The organism is Thermobifida alba (assembly GCF_023208015.1).
GTDB classification, from domain to species: domain Bacteria; phylum Actinomycetota; class Actinomycetes; order Streptosporangiales; family Streptosporangiaceae; genus Thermobifida; species Thermobifida alba.
This window is the reverse complement of the sequence record NZ_CP051627.1, coordinates 1,671,487-1,691,056: the sequence shown is the minus strand read 5'-3', so window position 1 is coordinate 1,691,056 and position 19,570 is coordinate 1,671,487. Positions and strand designations below refer to the sequence as shown.

Annotated in this window: 12 protein-coding genes; 8 read left to right on the top strand and 4 right to left on the bottom strand. The window is 71.8% G+C overall.

Annotated features, from left to right (window positions below; genetic code table 11):
- The first annotated feature begins 83 nt into the window (after positions 1 to 83).
- The 4 genes from FOF52_RS07450 (at position 84) to FOF52_RS07435 (ending at position 4,890) form a co-directional block, all read left to right on the top strand.
- Positions 84 to 1,277 (top strand): cytochrome P450, encoded by a 1,194-nt coding sequence (locus tag FOF52_RS07450; protein WP_248593091.1) that lies wholly within the window; start codon positions 84 to 86, stop codon positions 1,275 to 1,277.
- Positions 1,274 to 2,572, top strand: a complete 1,299-nt coding sequence (locus FOF52_RS07445; protein WP_248593090.1) for a nucleotide disphospho-sugar-binding domain-containing protein — start codon at positions 1,274 to 1,276, stop codon at positions 2,570 to 2,572. Before FOF52_RS07450 ends, FOF52_RS07445 begins: the two co-directional genes overlap by 4 nt.
- A 138-nt stretch (positions 2,573 to 2,710) precedes the next feature.
- A complete protein-coding gene (locus tag FOF52_RS07440) occupies positions 2,711 to 3,928 on the top strand; it encodes a class I SAM-dependent methyltransferase (protein WP_248593089.1) in 1,218 nt (405 codons plus the stop codon).
- Positions 3,892 to 4,890, top strand: coding sequence for an NAD-dependent epimerase/dehydratase family protein (locus FOF52_RS07435; protein WP_248593088.1), 999 nt, complete (start codon positions 3,892 to 3,894; stop codon positions 4,888 to 4,890). Before FOF52_RS07440 ends, FOF52_RS07435 begins: the two co-directional genes overlap by 37 nt.
- Positions 4,891 to 4,919: 29 nt before the next feature.
- Here FOF52_RS07435 and FOF52_RS07430 read toward each other — a convergent pair whose 3' ends face one another.
- The 3 genes from FOF52_RS07430 to FOF52_RS07420 form a co-directional block, all read right to left on the bottom strand.
- Entirely contained in the window at positions 4,920 to 5,648 is a 729-nt protein-coding gene (locus tag FOF52_RS07430; RefSeq protein WP_248593087.1) for a class I SAM-dependent DNA methyltransferase, read from the bottom strand.
- Between the two features lie 70 nt (positions 5,649 to 5,718).
- Positions 5,719 to 6,153 (bottom strand): ester cyclase, encoded by a 435-nt coding sequence (locus FOF52_RS07425; protein ID WP_248593086.1) that lies wholly within the window; start codon positions 6,151 to 6,153, stop codon positions 5,719 to 5,721.
- A 426-nt stretch (positions 6,154 to 6,579) separates the two neighbouring features.
- A complete protein-coding gene (locus FOF52_RS07420; RefSeq protein WP_248593085.1) occupies positions 6,580 to 8,439 on the bottom strand; it encodes an AfsR/SARP family transcriptional regulator in 1,860 nt (619 codons plus the stop codon).
- Between the two features lie 2,416 nt (positions 8,440 to 10,855).
- Here FOF52_RS07420 and FOF52_RS07415 point away from each other — a divergent pair.
- The gene (locus FOF52_RS07415; protein ID WP_248593084.1) at positions 10,856 to 12,835 is read left to right on the top strand and encodes an APC family permease; all 1,980 of its coding nucleotides are present in this window, start codon (positions 10,856 to 10,858) and stop codon (positions 12,833 to 12,835) included.
- 47 nt (positions 12,836 to 12,882) lie between these two features.
- On the opposite strand, the gene FOF52_RS07410 is transcribed toward FOF52_RS07415, so the two are convergent.
- Positions 12,883 to 13,272, bottom strand: a complete 390-nt coding sequence (locus FOF52_RS07410; RefSeq protein ID WP_248593083.1) for a nuclear transport factor 2 family protein — start codon at positions 13,270 to 13,272, stop codon at positions 12,883 to 12,885.
- 1,220 nt (positions 13,273 to 14,492) lie between these two features.
- Here FOF52_RS07410 and FOF52_RS07405 point away from each other — a divergent pair.
- From FOF52_RS07405 to FOF52_RS07395, 3 genes are read left to right on the top strand one after another with little or no spacing between them, the layout of a single operon-like run.
- Entirely contained in the window at positions 14,493 to 15,863 is a 1,371-nt protein-coding gene (locus FOF52_RS07405) for an MFS transporter (protein ID WP_248593082.1), read from the top strand.
- Positions 15,860 to 17,947, top strand: a complete 2,088-nt coding sequence (locus tag FOF52_RS07400; RefSeq protein WP_248593081.1) for a molybdopterin oxidoreductase family protein — start codon at positions 15,860 to 15,862, stop codon at positions 17,945 to 17,947. Before FOF52_RS07405 ends, FOF52_RS07400 begins: the two co-directional genes overlap by 4 nt.
- Positions 17,944 to 19,371 carry an FAD-dependent oxidoreductase gene (locus FOF52_RS07395; RefSeq protein WP_282573924.1) on the top strand — a complete coding sequence of 476 codons (1,428 nt, stop codon included), beginning with the start codon at positions 17,944 to 17,946 and terminating at the stop codon, positions 19,369 to 19,371. The genes FOF52_RS07400 and FOF52_RS07395 overlap by 4 nt, the downstream gene beginning before the upstream one ends.
- Positions 19,372 to 19,570 lie beyond the last annotated feature (199 nt).

Sequence of the window (19,570 nt, the reverse complement as noted above, 5' to 3'; positions counted from 1 at the left end):
CCGAAGACCATTGTCCGCTGTATTCGTCCTGCCCCTCGAACCGGTGCAGCCACAAGGCCACCGAGGGGCGGAAAGGCGGAGAAGTGATCGAAGACGTGGAGTCGCTGCACGAACAGCGCGCCGGCCAGTGGCTCTGCCGGCTCAGGGGCGACCCCTACGCCGCGCTGCTGTGCGCCGACGGTTCCGTCCAGGCCGCGGGGTGGGCGAAGGCACGGTCCTTCGCAGGGGCCGCGCCGCGGCGCAGCGCGCTCGGCCCCCTGGTGGTCGCCGGATACGACATGAGCAGAGCCGTGCTGGAGGCGCTTCCCGCCGAAGCGCTGCCCCCGGACCGTGCGGCCCACACGGACGGCGCCTGGTTCGACCGGGTGGCCGCCGCCGCGGAGGCGCCGATCGCGGCGGCTCAGGAGCATTCGGACCGCCTGGCCGCCACGTACATCGCCGGGGCCCGGCTCCGCGCCGACTTGGTCGAACTGACCGTACGGACCGCCGCGGCGGTCATCGCCGAGGGGTTCGGCCTGTCCACCGCGCAGCGCGACCGTCTCGCCCTCGTGGTCCCGGCGGCCGCCGCGGCGGTCGACGCGTTGTTCTGCCCTCAACGACTGTCGGACCACCGCGCCGCGTCCGACGCGCTCGCCGCGGTCCGCGCGGTGGGCCAACAGACGCGGTCTCCCGCCGCCGACCTGCTCGTGCTTCTCACGGCTGCCGGGGCCCCCGCGGCCGCTGGCTTGGTCGTGCACACGGTGCGTACGGTGTTCGGGACTACCGGGGAGGTCGAGGGGGTGGCCGACGACTCCGAGCGCACCCGCCGAATCGTGGACGAAGTGCGTCGCCTGCACCCGCCGGTGCGGCTGTGGGAGGGAACCCTGCCGCGCGCTCTACGCACGCCTGGCGCGTCGATAGCCGCGGGTGAACGTGTCGCCGTCGTGATCGCGGCCGCCAACCGCGACCCGTCGGTCTACCCGGAACCCGACCGCTTCGACCCCTGCGGCCCCGGCAGAACCCGCGAGGCGGCGCTACCGCTCGGTCCCTACGACCGTGTGCTGGCCCCGTTCGCGCACACCTGTGCCGAAGCGGTGGTGCGCGGTCTGGCGCGCCGTGCGGCCACGCGCGGGGCGCGGGGCGCCTCGCGCGACTCCCGCCCGCCCTCCGTCGTCTACGCCGCCAGGGCTGCGGTGACGGGCCGGATCGCGCGTTTTCCCGCGGTGGTGCTGGACGGGCCGCCCGGGCGGTGGCCAGCGGGACGTGCCGCGCACGAGCACGCGGAGGTCGCGCAATGAGGGTTCTCTTCACCGCGTTCGAGGGGTCTCACTTCAATCAGCTCGTCCCGATGGCCTGGGCGCTGCGGGCCGCTGGCCACGAGGTGCTCGCCGCCTGCAAGCGGTCGGTCCTCCAGGACGTGGTCCGCAGCGGACTGCCCACGGCACCGCTGGACGCCCCGCCCATCTGGGAGCTGCTTGACGACTTCCACCGCCAGTCCATCGCCCACTACACCGCCGTCGGCACACGCGGGCCCGATGGCTCCCCGCCCACCTGGGAGGAGCTTCTCGCGCAGGAGAGCATCCTGGTTCCCTGCCTCTACGCCCGCCTGAACCACATCACTCTCGTGCGGGCGTTGACCGCCCTGGCCCGCGGCTGGCAGCCCGACCTGGTGATCTGGGAGAACACGTGTTTCGCCGCTTCGGTCGCGGCTGTGGCCTCGGGAGCGGCGCACGCCCGCATGGTGTCGGGTCCCGAGCTGTCGATGCAGGTGCGTACTCGCACCGACTTCCTGCGTCTGGCCGGGGAGCGACCGCCCGAGCAGCGCGAGGACCCCACCGCCGAATGGCTGGGAGCGCTCCTGGAAGACGTGGAAAGCCCCTCCGGCTTCGAGGAGTCCTTGCTGACCGGGCAGTGGACCATCGACACCAGAGCGCCCAGCACACGCACAGACGCCCCGGTTCCCACGGTCCCCGTGCGCTATGTGCCCTCCGACTACGGGAAAGGCCGCACGGCCTCGGCCCTGCCGCCGCCGAACCGGCCCCGGGTCTGCCTGACGCTGGGCACCTCCATCGCTGAGGCCGAGTACGCCTTGTTCGACCTGACCGAGGTGCTCTTCTCCTTCTTTACCGCGATGGCCGGCGAGTCCGTCGAAATCGTCGCCGCTGTCACCCCGCAGCAGCGCGAGCAGATGCCTCCGCTCCCCGCGGACGTGGTCGTCGCCGACTACCTTCCGCTGGACGCCGTCCTCCCCACCTGTTCGGCTGTCGTGCACCACGGCGGCTACCAGACCAAACTCACCGCGGAACTGTACGGCGTACCGCAGGTTCTCCTGTGCGGATACGAATGGGTCACCGAGTCGATGGGGGCCGACTACGAGATGTCGGGAGCCGTGCTCTCCCTTCCGCTGCGCCGACTGAACGCCCGGACCCTGCGTTCGAGCGTGCTGAGGGTGCTCCGCGAGCCCTCGTACCGGGAGGCGGCGCAGCGGGTCCGCCGGGAGATGCTCGCCATGCCCGCACCGAACGACGCCGTGCCCGCCTTGGAGGAGTTGACGCGGTTGCGCCGACCGGCTTCGGCCGTCCGGGGCCGGTAGCGTCCAGCGCACATTGAGGACGACGCGAGCCGCGCCGCGCATGCTGGGTCCGCCTGGGACAGAGGGTCGCCGGGGAGCCGGCAGCTGAAGGCGGCACACCCGCGACCAGGGCCGCCGACGTGAGATGGGGTTGACACGATGCTCGCATGCCGTATCTGTGATGGTCGGGTGGAGGAATTCTGCGATTTCGGCCGCCAACCGCTGTCCGACGCGTTCCTCGGACCCGACGGCCGCGACGATGAGTACTTCTTCCGGCTCGCCGTGGGGGTGTGCTCCTCCTGCGCCATGGTGCAGTTGGTCGAGGAGGTCCCCCGGACCCGGATGTTTCACGAGGACTACCCCTACCGCTCGTCCGGTTCCACGAGGATGCGCCGCCACTTCGAACGCACCGCCGAGGAGTTGTTGGCGGGCGAGCTCTCCCAGGGGGATCCGTTCATCGTCGAGATCGGCTGCAACGACGGGATCATGCTGAAGACGATCTCGCGGGCAGGGGTGCGGCACCTGGGCGTGGAGCCCTCGGGAGGCGTCGCGCAGCTTGCCCGCGCGGACGGGGTCAGGGTGACAACCGAATTCTTCCAGGAGTCGTCTGCGCTGACCATCCGCAAGACCGACGGAGCGGCGGACGTCGTCTACGCGGCCAACACCGTGTGCCACATCCCCTACATGGACTCGATCTTCCGCGGTGTCGACGCCCTCCTCGGTCCTGACGGCGTGTTCGTGTTCGAGGACCCCTACCTCGGTGACGTCATCGACCGCACCTCCTTCGACCAGATCTACGACGAGCACTTCTACCTCTTCTCGGTGACCTCCGTGGACGCCATGGCGCGGCGCTTCGGTTTCGAGCTGGTCAACGCCGAGCGCCTGCCGGTCCACGGCGGGGAGGTGCGCTACACCCTGGCCCGGAAGGGGCGCAGACCGGTGGCCCGCGAGGTGCACGAACTGCTCGCCGAGGAGGAGCGGCGCGGGCTCGCCACTCTGGAGGTCCTGCGCGGCTTCGCGGAGCGGGCCCGGGGGATCCGCGAGCGTCTGGTCGCCCTGCTGCGCGAACTGCGTGCGGCCGGGAAGACCGTCGCCGGATACGGGGCCACGGCCAAGAGCGCGACCGTGCTCAACTACTGCGGCATCGGCCCGGACCTGCTGCCCTACATCAGTGACACGACTCCGACGAAGCAGGGACGCCTCACACCGGGAAGCCACATCCCGGTGCGCACCCCCGACTCCTTCGCCGACCCCTATCCCGACTACGCGCTGCTCTTCGCGTGGAACCACTCGGAGGAGATCATGGCCAAGGAGCAGCGCTTCCGGCAGGAAGGGGGCAAGTGGATCCTCTACGTCCCCGACGTGCGCATCGTCTGAGCCCGACCGTCCAGGCCGGGGAAGGCCCCCGGCGCGTCGTCGTCCTGGGCGGCACCGGATGGCTGGGCCGCCACCTGCACTCCCTGGCCAGGAGACGCGGGCACGACGTGCTCGCGGTCGCGCGGACGCCCGTGTCCCACATCCGCGGCGGGGAGTTCCGACGTATGGACGTGGCCCACGCCTCGCGCGGGCAGGTCGCGGCCCTGCTCGAGGAGTTCCGCGCCGACGTGGTCGTCAACGCCGTGGACTCGGCCAACGCCACCGACGGCTGGGAGCGCACCGAGGAGGAGATGGCCGCTTCCAACGTTCACCTCGTCGACACTCTCCTTTCGGCGGTGGCGGGTCTGGCACACCGGCCGCGCCTGGTGCATGTGAGCACGGTGCTGGAGTACGGACCGCAGTCGCCGGGGACGTCGCTGTGCGCCGCTACGCCGCTGACCCCCCGGACCGTTTACGACAGGACGCGGCTGGTCGGGTCGCTCGCGGTGCTTCGGGCCGCCCGCGCCGGCCGGGTGGACGCCACGGTGGTTCGTCTTCCCAACTTGTGCGGCCCCCATCCTTCGCCGGCCACCTTTTTCGGCAAACTCCTGGCCGCTCTGCGGGAATCGGCGCGGTCCGGTCGCACCGTCAGAGTGGCCGTTGCCAAGGCCCACCGCGACTTCGTGGACGTGCGTGATGCCGCCGACGGCGTCCTGCGAGCCGCTGTGGTGCCCGAGGCCGTCGGCCGGGCGGTGAATCTTGGCAGCGGCAGGGCCGTCGAGATCCGTACCCTGGTGCGACTGTTCACCCGGGCGGCGGGGCTGTCGGAGGGAGCGGTCCGTGACACCGGGCAGCCGGTGGCGAGCCTCGGCGGCGATTGGATCCGGGTGGACGTCGAGGAGGCGTGGGACCTGTTGGGGTGGCGGGCACGTACTCCGCTTGAGGTGTCGCTGCGCGAGGCCTGGGAGCAGGACGCGGCCTGACCGGGGCCCCAGGCCCCGGTCAGGACCGGTCAGCGTTCGTTCGGGACGCGTGCGTGGCCGATGAAGAGGCCGAGAGGGAAGCGAGCGTCGCGCTCGTAGTGGACGTCGCAGCCCGCGCGGTCGAATGCGGACTCGTACTCGGACTGTTCGAAGAGCCTCAGGGTGTGGGTGTCGGTGAAGTGGCGGATTCCGGTCTGGGCATCGGCAACGATGTAGTGCACCACCATCGGCACCTTCCTGCCCCGGCGATGCGAGTGGGACACGCGGGCGACCGTGCGGTCGCCGTCCCTGGCGATGTCCGCCGCCACGTAGCCGGGGATGAAGTTCTCGGGGAAGACCCACGGTTCCAGGACGATGACTCCCCCCGGTCTCAGGTGACGTGCCATCGCGGCCACCGTTTGGCCCAGTTCGCCGGTGGAGCGCAGGTAGGCGATCGAACTCGCCATGCAGATGACGGTGTCGAAGCGGCGGCCGAGGTCGAAGTCGCGCATGTCGCCCCGGGAGATCGTGATTCCGGGGCGCCGGGAGCGGGCCTCGGCGATCATGTCCGGGGAGAACTCCAGCCCCTCGACGCGGCTGAAGCGGGACTGGAACGCGGCCAGGTGGGCACCCGTCCCGCACGCGACGTCGAGGAGGGAGTCGGCTTCGGGGCTGTGGGCGCGGACCAGCTTCTCAACGGTCCTGGCTTCGGTTGCGTAGTCCTTGCCCCGGCCGGTGTAGATGAGGTGGTATACCTCTGCCAGGTCGGCTGTGTACATGGCTGTCCTCACGGGGGTTCGGTCGGGGAGCGCCCTGCCCCTCCTCGCTGCCCTGCGTCATCGTCCGCGGTCACGGACGCCAGCCGCCCTTCTCCGGCCAGGGGTCACCCAGTTGGCGGAGAGTGCTCTGGAAGGCGGGCCAGTCGCGATGGTCCCGGATCTTGCCGTCCACGAAGCGGAACAGATGGACCTGCTCGCCGGCGAACCTGCGTCCCGTGGGTGCCATGCCGACGAGGTTGCCGACGTGGCGGCCGTAGAGGACCAGGTACGCCTTGACCCACTCGCCACGCTCTTCGATACGGACCTCCTCCAGATGGGCCTCCTCGGAGAAGGTCGCCTTCACCCAGCCGACGATCTGGGCGAAGGCCTGAGGCCCCTGGGCGATGCCGTGTTCGAGCGTCGCGGGGTTCAGGTACTCCTCGTGGATGTACTCGTCCACGTCGTCGGTCTTGCCGGTATTGATCGCCGCGATCAACCTGCGGACGCTCTCCACCTGGTGGCTCATGCTTCCTCCTCGCTTCTTGTAGCCGGCCCTGCCGGACCGCTGCACACGACGATGGCTGATCCGGATCGCGGATCCGTGGAACTCCGCTTGACCCGTGCGTGAGGGGAAGCGGTGGCGGCGCCGGCCACCGGGGAGGACGAGGGCGCCCGTGGCGTTCGCTCCAGCCGCGCCCGCACAAGCGTTTCCGCTCCTGTGCGGTCCTGGGCTGGGCGACGGTACGGGGCCGCCGGAATCGCCCTGCGCCTACGGACCTGTTGAAGCCCTGGCCGTCGCACGGTTCCGGGACCGGCCCCGCACGGCGGAGTCGGGGAGTGGGGCTGTGCTTCAGCGCTCTCCCGCGGGGCTTATTCGACCGCACTCGGCTTTGGGGGAGGAGCGGAGTGCGAGTTCGGTGGAGGCCGCGGGGCGCCGCGTGGGTCCAGGGAGTCAGATGGCGGTGGCCTGGGAGTTCTCAAGGGTGTGCGCGAGGCGCTCCCGGGCGTAGTTGAGGAGGGGTTGAGGGAGCGTGTAGTGGGCTTGGCCGTCGTCTCCGTGGGAGACGGTGATCAGGTGGTGGTCGACCAGTCGTTCCAGGGTGTGTTCGGCGTCTTGGACGTCGACGCCGAGGAGGCCTGCGGCGGTGCCGATCCGGAAACCGTCCGGTGAGAGCATGCTGAGCAGCCGGAACGCGCTTTGGTCAACTCGGTTGAGCGAAGCGTAGCAGGAGTCGAAACGCGATTTCAGGTCGCTTCCCCCCACGTGCAGCATGTCTGGGGGACCGCTGCTGTCGAGGAGCTGTTCCGCCACTTCGTCGATTCGCAGACCGGGCGCCGCGGCCAGGTGGTCCCCGATGGAGCGCAGCGCGGGGGGAAAGCCGCCACTGGCGTTGACCAAGCGCTCCACGGCGCGAGGCGCGCGGTCCAACCGGGAGGCGCCGACGATGCTGCGGAGCAGCTCGACGCTCTCGGAGCGTCCGAGCGGGCTCATTTCGACGCTCCAGACCCCGATGAGGCCGTGCAGGCGGCGGCGACTGGTGATGATCGTGGCGCAGTTCGGGGCGTCCAGGAGCAGGGGGCGGACGTCAGCGGTGGAGGAGGCGCCGTCGAGGATCATGAGCAGCCGTGTCCTGGAGCAGAGGGAGCGGAACATCCGGCCCTGCTCCTCCAGAGTCGCGGGCAGGCCGTCGGGGGTGACCCCGAGCGTCTGCAGCAGCTGCTGGAGCACGTGACCGATGGTGGCCTGGGTTCCGGCCGCGCCTTGAAGGTCGACGTAGAGGTAACCGTCCTCGAACCGGGGTCTGAGCCTGTGCGCGAGGCGGATCGCCAGAGAGGACTTGCCGACACCGGGCATTCCGCTGATGGCCACAGTGCGGGTCACCGGGGGTTGCGTGCCGGAATCGCCGGGAGCCAGCCCAGCGGTGATCTTCTCCAGGACGGCGGTGTGTCCGGTGAAGTCCGCCAGGTCCGGGGGGAGCTGCGTGGGAAAGGGCCGCTGCCCGCGCGGTGTCCTCTTCGAAAGACCGGTGCCGTGGGGCGGGACGGTGAGCGGTTCCACCGCGCGGCGCTGCTGCGGGGCGTGCTTGTGAAGGGGTTTCTCGGCCGGGGGGTGGACGAAGTCGTCGGACAGCAGCGACTGGTGCAGTTCTCTCAGGTCGTGTCCAGGCTCCAAGCCCAGATCCTCGATCATGGTCCTACGGAGCTTCTGGTACATCTCCAATGCCTCGTGCCGCCGCCCGGAGCGGCTCAGGGCGATCATGAGGGACGCGTGGAGTTTTTCGTGCAGAGGGTGGGTGAGGACCAAAGACTTGAGTTCGCTGATGGTCTCCCTGTGGTGGCCGAGCCTCAGGTCGGCCTCGATGCGCAACTCCAGTGTCCGGAAGCGCAACTCCTCCAGCCGGGTCACGTAGGAGGAGAGGAGGTCGCCGTGGGCCACGTCCAGCAGAGCCGGGCCGCGCCACAGCGCCAAGGCACTGCGGAGTGTCCGCGCGGCCTTCTCGGAGTCACCGGACTCCAGGAGGAGTCGTCCCTCGTGTGCTTCCTTCTCGAAGCGCGAGAGGTCGACCATCGTGTCGGGCACGGTCAGCATGTAACCTCCGGGCCGCGTGCTCAGGCAGTCGCCGTTGCCGTGTTCCAGGAGGATCTTGCGCAGCTTGTAGATGTAGGTCTGGAGCGTGGTCATCGCGCTGGGAGGCGGGGACTCTCGCCAGAGTTCGTCGATGAGTTCACGTGTCTGCACGACCGTGTTCCTGCGCAGCAGTAGGAGCGAGACCACCTGCCTGGGCTTGGGGGCGGTCGGAGTGATGTTCACGTCATTGTGAATGATCTCTATCGGACCTAGAAGATTGAACTGCACTGATTCCCCCATGTTTCGCCGAACAAACCAGGTGGAAGCGGTGTTCGGCTTTGTGTCCCCGTTCAATGTTCCACCCTTTGTTCTGTTCGTCCCTTGCGTTCACCGCTTTCCTTGAGGAATCTATGAAAATCGGCGGTCACACTATAGTCAGCGCCTTTCTTGGCATCAAGTGTCTTGAAGAGTCTCTGACTCGACCTCAATCGAGCACTGTCCAACGTCCGGATGCGTCGGATGGTTCCGAGGGGCTGAGAAAAATTTCTTGACAAATCGGACATGAGGGTCGCTGCTCCGTCGAAACCGACGCGTCCACGGCCACGCGGGAGCAGAACTCCTGATTGACCACCGGAAACGATCCAACCGACTGCCTATCGCACGAGCCTCGACGATTCGAGGAGGCCAATTCGACGGATCCGCGGATCCGGGGGAGGGGTCGCGGCCCCGCGGGTATGCGACGAGGCGCACCGGGCCTTTCTCGCCCTGGCGGTGCCGGCCACAGCCCTGCAGCGGTCGCCTCGATCCCCTTCTGGACAGCAGGAAGCCCCTGGTGGAGGAGGTGCCGACCGAGACCAACCGCTCCACCAGGGGCTGCATGCTGGTGGACCGTGCCTGTCTGCCGTTGCCGCGCCGTACCGCTGAACCTGGCGGCCCGCGCCACCCGCGCCCACCGGAGCGCGGCGCCGCCGCATCGCTCCAACCGTCCGGGCTCTTCATCCTGGTCCCTCTGCGCGGAGGCGAGCCTCTCACTCGCCTTGCAGGGGGATTCGGAGCGGCCGTCTCCACCGCGTGGCGGTATGTGTACGAGACCGTCGCAAGGCCACGCCTTCGTGGTGGTGGACGGCCTCCTCACCCTGCGGCCCGGTGGCGGCCGAGTGCCCGTTCTCCTTGGGCAGACACCGTCGGCACGGGATGAATGTGCGGGTGGCACCCCACCGGACAGGGGGCTGTTGTGGGTGTCGGAAGCATTGCCGGGGCCGTGCACGGCACTCCAGCCGCCCGGAAGGGGGCGTCGAGGGTCCGCTCACGGGCCGGGGCAAGCCTGCCCGGAAGAAGGACGCCAATCCCGCCCACACCAGGCCGCGCGGCTCTGGCGGGCGGGCCACCGCCCGCTCCAAGAACCGGCGAACTCGTCCGGGCGGTGCTGGTCCTTCGACTCCGCGAAGCAGGGTGGAAAGACTCACCGTGCGGGCCGGGGGTTTCCGATGCGGAGGGAGGCCCGGTTCGCTCACCACGGCGCCTCCGTCCCGCCCCCCTGTCCTCCCTGCTCCGGAGGGACTGGGCCGAGCAGGGGATTTCCCTCTTTTCTTCCCGGGGAGTGGTCAAATTCAAAATCTCTTCCGGCCGCCCTTGAGCGCCCGAAGGTACCGGTCGCCCACCAGGATCCCGTCTTTCGTGAGCCGGATTCAGACTCCCGCAGCCAGTAGCTCGGGCAGAAGGAAGCGATGCAACGACAGTCACATGGTGTGGGCGTGTTTCCGATATCCCGAAAGGCGAGCCGATTTGATGGCGGCGGATGCGCGAAGAATCCTCTCCTCCAAAACGAGGGAGCCTCGCTTCCGAGTCGACTGCCCGGGGGTAAACGCCACGCGGGAAGAGAAACCCCCAGCAGGTGGAGGGCGGGGACCGGGGACATTGCGCAAGGGCTTCGAAGCCGGTTGGAATCCCGGTCGAGGCTGGGACGACACGCTGGCCGTCGGCAGCCGGGGAACACGCGACGCAGCAGGTTCCCCCTCGGCGTCTCGGGAGAACCGGTCCGGTGAGGCGTGTGCCCTGGTGCACGCCGGATCCGTGGCCGCGGCGCTGACGCTGGCCAGCGCATTGGGGCGGACAGCAGCGAGTAGACGCCGGCCACCAGCCCCATCGTGTTGTGGGTGGCGGCGGGACGGCGGTGCGGGCGAGCAGCCCGGCGAGGGGGCTTCTTGGACCGCCCGGTCGCGCACTGACCGTGTCGATCAGCTCGTGGGCGCCGAGCACCCCCGGTGGCGCGGTCCCCGCTGGTGGACGTCCCCTGTTCGGCGTGGACTCGGGCCCGCTCCTCAGCGGGGGAAGGAACCTCGCCTGTCACGGTTGGCGTAGACCATGATCAGGTACTTCGTACCGGTGTCCCTTCGGTGCCGGGCGCGCCCTGGCGGCATGCCCCACCCGTGGTCGGAGCCGGGCGCGGGTTCTCGACCGCCGGGGCGGCTTCGCCCCGAGATTTCCCCGTCTCCGCTCCCCGGTGTGCAGCGGCGCGGACCGCAGGTCGCGGGACGGAGGGGCGGGACCGTCCCGGTGCTCCGCGGACGCCGGGCCGTCTTCCGTGTCACCCGCGGTGTGCGGGTAGCACCTCCCGGGTGGGCGGGGAGTGTCCGCCCGCGGTGGAGGAGCGTCGCCCATGAGCAGTCGCACGATCCGGATGCCCCGGTGGTGGGAGAGTCCGATCCGCACCCGCCCCCCGTCGGGGAGGGTGGCGCGCTGGCTGCTGCGCCACCGGGTCGAGCAGGTCCCCGGCCCGGCGGCCCGCGAAAGCCCCGACGGCCAGTACCCCTGGTGGCAGGTGATGTGCCTGACCGGCGTGGACTACTTCTCCACGCTGAGCTACCTGCCGGGCATCGCCGCGCTCGCGGCGGGGGTGTTCTCCCCGCTGGCGACGCTGCTGATCGTGGTGCTCACCCTGGCGGGAATGCTGCCGATGTACCGCAGGGTCGCCGGGTACAGCCCACGCGGGCAGGGGTCGGTGGCGATGCTGGAACGCCTGCTGCCGGTGTGGCGCGGCAAACTGTTCGTGCTGTGCCTGCTGGGGTTCGTCGCGACGTCCTGGATCGTCACGATCACGCTGTCGGCTTCCGACGCCGCCGCCCACATCGTGGCCAACCCGCTGACCCCCGAACCGCTGCGCGACCAGAGGCTGCTCATCACGCTGGCGCTGCTGGCCGTGCTCGGCGCGGTGTTCCTCACCGGGTTCACCGAGGCGATCCTCATCGCGATCCCGGTGGTCGCGGCGTTTTTGCTGCTCAACGCGATCGTGGTGGCCGCGGCGGCGGAGCACATCGCCGCCGTTCCCCAGTCGCTGGACTGGTGGTGGCGGGCCCTGCTGTCCTCGGGCGGCGGTGATCCGGTCACGATCGCCACCACCGCGGTGCTGGCCTTCCCGCTGCTGGCGTTGGGCCTGTCCGGGTTCGAGACCGGGGTGAGCATGATGCCGCTGGTGCGGTCCCGGGGAGAGGACGCCGAGGAGCGGCTGCGCGACCGCGTGGCCGGCACCCGCCGGATGCTCACCGTGGCCGCGCTCGTCATGAGCGGCTACCTGCTGGCCACCACGTTCGTCACGACCGTGCTGATCCCGCCGCACGAGTTCGCCGAGGGGGGCCGGGCCGAGGGGCGCGCCCTGTCCTACCTCGCCCACGAGTACCTGGGCGAGGGCTTCGGCACGACCTACGACGTGGCCTCGCTGTTCATCCTGTGGTTCGCGGGGGCCTCCGCGATGGCCGGCCTGGTCAACATCGTGCCGCGCTACCTGCCCCGCTACGGGATGGCCCCGGCCTGGGGGCAGGCGGTGCGCCCGGTGGTGCTGGTCTACACCGTGACGGCGGGCCTCATCACCGTGCTGTTCGACGCCGACGTCAACGCCCAGGCGGGCGCCTACGCCACCGGGATCCTGGCGATGATGGTGTCGGCGGCGGTCGCGGTGGCGCTGGCCGCACGCCGCTCGCGGCAGTACGGCGCGGCGGTCGGTTTCACCGTCGTGGCGCTGGTCTTCGGCTACGCGCTGGTCGACATCGTCGCCGTCCGGCCGGACGGGATCGCGATCTCGCTGGTGTTCGTCGCGGGGATCGTCGTGATCTCGGTGGTCTCGCGGGTGGTGCGCAGCACCGAGCTGCGCGCCGACAGCCTGGAGTTCGACGCCGCGGCGCGCCGGTTCGTGGCCGAGGCGGCCCTGCGCGGCCCCCTGCAGGTCGTCGCGAACAAGCGCCAGGCCGGGGACGTCCGCGAGTACCGGAGGAAGGAGTGGGAGCAGCGCGTCCTCAACCCGATCCCCCGCAGCGCCCGGGTGCTGTTCGTGGAGATCACGGTCCAGGACCCCTCGGAGTTCACCAGCGTGCTGCGGGTGCGGGGCGTGCAGGTGGGCGACTACCGGATCCTGCGTGCCACCAGCCCGGTGGTGCCCAACGCGCTCGCCGCGATCCTGCTGTGCCTGCGGGACGCCACCGGGATGGTCCCGCACTGCTACTTCCAGTGGGCCGAGGGCAGTCTGGCGGGCAACCTGGCCCGGTACGTGCTGTTCGGGGTGGGCGACACCGCTCCGGTGACCCGTGAGGTGCTGCGCGAGGCCGAACCGGACCCGCGGCGCCGCCCCGGCGTCCACGTCGGGTGAGGCGTCGACGGGGAGGCCCGCCGGACGGCCGTGTCCTCGGAGCGGGGTCAGCCGTTCTCCGGGGCGGGGAGCGGTGTCTGCTGGTACAGGGCCAGCCGCCACCCGTCCTCTCGGCGGACGTAGACGCTGGACATGAGGGCGCGGAAGACCGACGCGGCGCCGTCGCGGTGGGCGGTGCCGGTGTAGCAGAGGGCCGCACCGCCGGGGCCGGTGCCGACGAGGCGCGCGTCGCTGATCTCGTAGCCGCTCCACGGCGGGGCGTCGTCGAGGGAGGCGACCACGGCCGCGCGGTCCAGGGCGAAGCCGTGGGCGAGGACCATCACGCCGTCGTCGGTCATCAGGGAGCCGTAGAAGTCCGCTCCCGTGCCCGCGCACAGGGAGTCCCAGCCCCTCCGTTCCAGGCGGAGCAGCTCCTCAAGGAGGTCGGTGTCGGACAACGTGTCCCCCTTCGGGTGGTTCGCGGCGGCCAGGTGGACGTCCTGGGACGGGGTTCCCGCGGGCGGCGCGGGAAAACCCCGGAGCCGGTGGCCCGGCCGGGGGACGGACACGCGGGCCGTCCCGACCGGCTGCGGGGGGCGGGCCGCGACCGTTTCCGTTGTTCGGGCGCGGCCCGGGCGGCAGGGCCGCGCCGGAGGGAAGACGGTGGAGGCCGCGCCCGGGGAGGGGAATGGTGCGGTGGGTTCCCGGCGGTTCCGGAAGGTATCGCCCCCGAAAGGGGCCGGAGCCCGGAAAAGCGCGGAAAAGCGGGGCGGGGCCGCGGGAAACAGGGCGCTCAGGCATGTCGCGGGATGTCCGCCGAACGGCACCGGTATTCGGCGGGAAGGAGCCGGCTCGGCATACGGGGGCACAACGGCGGCCGGTGGACCGCGGACGGGGTGAACGGCAGCAGGCGGTGCCGGGGGTCGGGGCCTGTCGGGTGGCGTCGCGGCTGGTGGAGAAGGAGCCCGGCAGGGCGGTGCCTCCGCGGTTGAAGACGGATTCCCCTGTCGCCCGCCGTGGCGGGCCGGCCGGGAATGCCAAGGCCCCGGAGGAGTTCTGAGTGATATTCATTGTGGCCGACCGGTGGGGGAGGTGACACATTCTCATATTTTTTATTGTGACGGACCGGTGGGAGACCTAAAGTGCCGTGGTGGATTCTGTGGGCGGTATTCGTTGTGATGAATCGTTCGGGGATGTGGCGCATTTTGGTTGAGGGCTGGGAAAGCGGACCCGGCTGGGAGTGGGACGCGGACGCCGGGCCGCTCCGCCGGAAGCGGGTTCTGCGGGCGGGGACTCGGCGCCGCGGAGCGCGGGCGCTCGGCACGGTCGGCCGCGCCGAGCCGTCGCCTGCGACGGGCCGGACGCGTGCTGCGCGAGGCCGGCCCGGCTGACCGGAGCGCGAGGTCCTGGTCCACCCGCCGCAGACCGGAGGCCGAGGGCGGCGGCGCCTTCGCCCGGCCCGGGCCGCGAGCGGGCGGTGGCCGCCTCCCCCCGACCCACACCACCGCCGTCCTGCGTGCCCGGGCCGGACGGCTCTCCCGGCACCCACCACACCCCCCGGGGAGCGGACCGTCGCGCGTACGTGCGGGCCGGACACGTCCGCGCCGGGCTCTTGCCGGTCTCCTGGCCGAGCGGCCCCGCATCCCTGGGGACCGATCCACACAGGAAGGACAGGACCGTGACGACCGAGACCGCAACGTCCCGAGCGGCGAGGGGACGGTGGATCACCCACTGGGACCCCGAGGACGCGACCTTCTGGCGCAAACACGGCAGCAGGATCGCCCACCGCAACCTGTGGGCGTCGATCCTCGCCGAGCACCTCGGCTTCTCCGTGTGGAGCCTGTGGTCGGTGCTGGTGCTGTTCATGACGCCCGAAACCGGATTCGCCTTCACCCCCGAGCAGAAGTTCCTGCTCATCTCCGTCGTCTCCCTGGTGGGCGCGGTGCTGCGGGTGCCCTACACGCTGGCCGTGCCCAGGTTCGGCGGACGCAACTGGACGCTGGTCTCGGTCGTCGTCCTGGTGGTGCCCACCGTGCTGGCGGCCGTGCTCGTCCAGCGGCCCGACACCCCGTTCTGGCTGTTCGTGGTGCTGGCCGCCACCGCGGGCCTGGGCGGCGGCAACTTCTCCTCCTCCATGGCCAACATCAACTTCTACTTCCCCGAGCGCCGCAAGGGCTGGGCGCTGGGGCTCAACGCCGGGGGCGGCAACATCGGTGTGGCCACCGTGCAGTTGGCGGGCCTCGCCGTCATCGCGGCGTTCACCGTCGAGGCCGGCCCCCTCGTCCCACTGTGCTACCTGCCCCTCCTGCTGCTGGCGAGCTGGGCGTCCTGGCGGTTCATGGACAACCTGGCCACCGCCCGCGCCGACACCGCCGCACAGCTCGCCGCCGTCCGGGAACGCGATTTCTGGACCATGTCGGTGCTCTACATCGGCACCTTCGGCTCCTTCATCGGCTTCGGGTTCGCGTTCGGCCTGCTGCTGCAGAACCAGTTCGACCGCACCCCGCTGGAAGCCGCCGCGGTCACCTTCCTCGGCCCGCTGCTGGGGTCGCTGGTCCGCCCGGTCGGCGGCTGGCTGGCCGACCGCTTCGGCGGCGCGCGGGTCACCGCCTGGAACTTCCTGGCCATGGCCGCCGGTACCGGTCTGGTCGCGGTCGCGACCGTCCAGGGGTCGCTGCCGCTGTTCGTCCTCAGCTTCGGCGCCGTGTTCGTGCTCACCGGCGTCGGCAACGGCTCCACCTACAAGATGATCCCCACGATCTATGCGGCCAAGGCCGAGAACCTCGTCGCCGGCGGCACCCCGCGCACGGAGGCCGCGGCCCGTACCAAGCGGGTGGCCAGCGCCATGCTGGGGCTCATCGGCGCGGTCGGCGCCCTGGGCGGGGTCGCCATCAACCTGGTCTTCCGTGAGGCGTTCGCCGCCACCGGCTCGGCCACCCCCGCCTTCATCGCCTTCCTCGTCTTCTACCTGGCCTGCCTGGCCCTCACCTGGCTGTGCTACCTGCGCGTGCCCGCGGCCGCGCCGACCGCCGGGACTGCCGCGCGGTGACCGCCACCCACTGCCCGTACTGCGCCCTGCAGTGCGCCATGCACCTGGACCGCGGGGCAGACGGCGTCCTCACCGTCCGCCCCGCGGACTTCCCCACCAACCGGGGAGGGCTGTGCCGCAAGGGCTGGACCTCGGCCGAACTGCTCACCGCCGCCGACCGGCTCACCACACCCCTGCTGCGCAGGGACCGCGACGCCGGGCTCGAACCGGTCGACTGGGACACCGCGCTGGACCACGTCGTCGACCGGGTACGCGCGGTCCAGGCCGCCCACGGCCGCGACGCGGTCGCGGTGTTCGGCGGCGGCGGCCTGACCAACGAGAAGAGCTACCAGCTCGGCAAGTTCGCGCGGGTGGCGCTGGGCACCTCCCAGATCGACTACAACGGCCGGTTCTGCATGTCCTCGGCGGCCGCCGCGGGCAACCGCGCCTTCGGCCTGGACCGCGGTCTGCCGTTCCCCGTCACCGACCTGGCCGGTGCCGAGGTGGTCGTGCTGGCCGGCGCCAACCCCGCCGAGACCATGCCGCCGCTCATGGGGCACCTGGCGGGGCCCCGCCTCGTCGTGGTGGACCCGCGCCGCTCCGCCACCGCCCGCGAGGCGCTGCGCCGCGGCGGCGTGCACCTGGCGCCCCGCCCCGGCACCGACCTGGCGCTGGCCCTCGGCCTGCTGCACGCCGCCCGCTCGGAGGGGCTGCTCGACGACGCCTACATCGCCGCACGCACCACCGGTTTCGCCGCGGCCTGGCGGCATGCCGCCGCCTGGTGGCCCGAACGCGCCGAGCACGTCACCGGAGTGCCCGCCGCCCGCATCCGGGAAGCCGCCCGCCTGGTCGGCGCGGCGCGGCGCGCCTACATCCTCACCGGACGCGGAGTGGAGCAGCACGCCAGCGGCACCGACACCGCCTCGGCCTGGATCAACCTGGCCCTGGCGCTGGGCCTCCCCGGACGGGTCGGCTCCGGATACGGCTGCATCACCGGCCAGGGCAACGGACAGGGCGGCCGCGAGCACGGCCAGAAGGCCGACCAGCTGCCCGGCTACCGTCGCATCGACGACGCGGCGGCCCGCGCGCACGTCGCCGCCGTGTGGGGGGTGCACCCCGACGGCCTGCCCGGTCCCGGGCGCAGCGCCTTCGAGCTGCTGGACGCGCTGGGCGCCGACGGCGGGCCGCGCGCCCTGCTGCTGTTCGGTTCCAACCCGGTGGTCTCCGCCCCCCACGCCACCCGGGTGCGCGACCGCATGGCCGCCCTGGACCTGCTGGTCGTGGCCGACTTCGTGCTGTCGGAGACGGCGGCCCTGGCCGACGTGGTCCTGCCCGTGGCCCAATGGGCGGAGGAGAACGGCACCATGACCAACCTGGAGGGGCGCGTGCTGCGCCGCCGCCGGGCCGTGGCACCCCCGCAGGGGGTGCGCACCGACCTGGAGGTGCTGCACGGCCTGGCGGTGCGGCTGGGGCAGGACGCCGAGGGCTTCCCCACCGACCCCGACGCGGTACTGGCCGAGCTGCGCGCCGCCTCCGCCGGGGGAGCCGCCGACTACTCCGGTGTCACCCCGGAGCGGTTGGCGGGGGGAGAAGCCCTGTACTGGCCGGTCCCCGAGGACGGGACGCCCACCCCGCGCCTGTTCCTGGACAGCTTCGCCCATCCCGACGGGCGCGCCCGGTTCACGCCCGTGGAGTACCGCCCGTCCGCCGAGCAGGCCGACGGCGACTATCCGCTGCTGGCCACCACCGGCCGGCTCATGGGCCACTACCAGTCGGGTGCCCAGACCCGCCGCATCGGCGAACTCGCCGCCGCCGAACCCGAGGTCTACGTGGAGGTGCACCCCGACACCGCTGCCCGCTGCGGTCTGGCCGACGGGGAGCGGGCCGTCGTGGAGTCCCGGCGCGGCACCACCGTGGCGCGGGTGCGGACGTGTCCCGGTGCCCGGCTGGACACCGTGTTCCTGCCGTTCCACTACCCGGGCGAGCAGGCCGCCAACAACCTGACCAATCCCGCTTTGGACCCGACCAGCCGCATGCCCGAGTTCAAGGTCAGCGCGGTGCGGCTGCGACCGTACACGGACCGCCGAGGAGGAGAGGAGCGGTGAGCCACCAGTCCAGGCACGTCGTCGTCATCGGTCACGGCATGGTGGGGGCCCGCTTCGTCGACGAGGTCGCCCGCCGCGACCCCGCCGGCGAGCGGCTGCGCCTGACCGTGGTGGGCGCAGAACCAGAGGGGCCCTACAACCGCGTCCTGCTGCCCGAGGTCCTCAGCGGCCGACTCGGCGAGGCCGACCTCGCGCTGCCGGAAACCGTCCTGCCCGGTCTTGCCCTGCGCACTGGGACCGCTGCCACCGCGGTCGACACGGCCGCCCGCACCGTCGCCCTGGACGACGGGAGCACCCTGCACTACGACGAGCTGGTGCTGGCCACCGGGGCGCGCGCGGTGGTGCCGCCGCTGCCCGGCGCCGCCACCGCGGCCGGGCCCGCCGAAGGGGTGGTCGCCCTTCGTGACCTGGCCGACTGCCGACGCCTGACCGCCCTGACGCGTCCGGGGACGCCCGTGGTCGTCCTGGGCGGCGGTGTGCTCGGCCTGGAGGCCGCACGCGCGCTGGGCCGGCGGGGCGCGTGCGTGCACCTGGTGGAGTCCGCCGCCTGGCTGATGCCCCGCCAACTGGACCGGAGGGCCGCCCGCGTGCTGGAGGGCCGCTACGCGCGGCTGGGCGTGGCCGTCCACTCCTGGACGACGGCGGCGCGCTGGATCCCCGCAACCGGATTGGAGCTCGACGACGGCCGTGTCCTGGCCGGGGAGGTCCTCGTCGTCGCCGCCGGGGTGCGTCCGCGCACCGAGCTGGCGGTCGGGGCGGGCCTGCAGGTGGACCGCGGGATCGTCGTGGACGACTCGCTGACCACCTCCGATCCGCGCGTCCACGCCATCGGCGACTGCGCCCAGCACGCGGGCGGGGGAGGCGGGCTGGTGCAGCCCGGCTACGAGCAGGCGGCGGTCCTGGCCGACCTGCTCACCGGTGCGGCTCCGCAGGCCCGCTACACCGGGGCGCGTCCGGCCACCCGGCTCAAGGTGGACGGCATCGACCTGGTCTCCTTCGGCGCTCCCGACGCCGAGGACGCCGAGACCGTCACCGTCGACGACGCCCACGGCGGCCGCTACGCGAAGCTGTCGGTGCGCGACGGCCGCGTGGTCGGCGCGATCCTGCTGGGCTTTCCCGACTCGGCGGCCACGATCGGCCAGCTCTACGACCGCGGAGCCGCGGTGCCCGCGGACCCGCTGGCCCTGCTGGTGGGAGGCGTGGCGGTCGGCGCTTCGGCCGCGGAGCCGGGTGCGGTCCTGGTGTGCCGGTGCAACGCGGTCAGCCGCGCCCGGCTGGAGAGCGCGTGGCTGGACGGTGCCCGCAGCAGGCGGGACATCGCCGCCGCCACCCGGGCCACCACCGGCTGCGGCGGCTGCGTCCGGGACGTCGACGCCCTGATCGCGGCGTGGAGCAGCGGTCGGTCCGCTCCGGTGGGAGCGTGACCGCGGCAGGGGCGGCCGCCCCGCCCCCGGGGCCGAGGCGGCGGAGGGGTGGCGGGCGGTGGAACGGAGGGACTTCCTCCGGCGGCGCAGAGCATCCCGGTGACGGCGAGGAGGGTGTTTTGCTGCGGTGGAGACGCACCCCGCGCACCGGCCGCCGCCCCGGGGCCGGTCGGCCGGACCGCCGACACGGCTCCGGGGC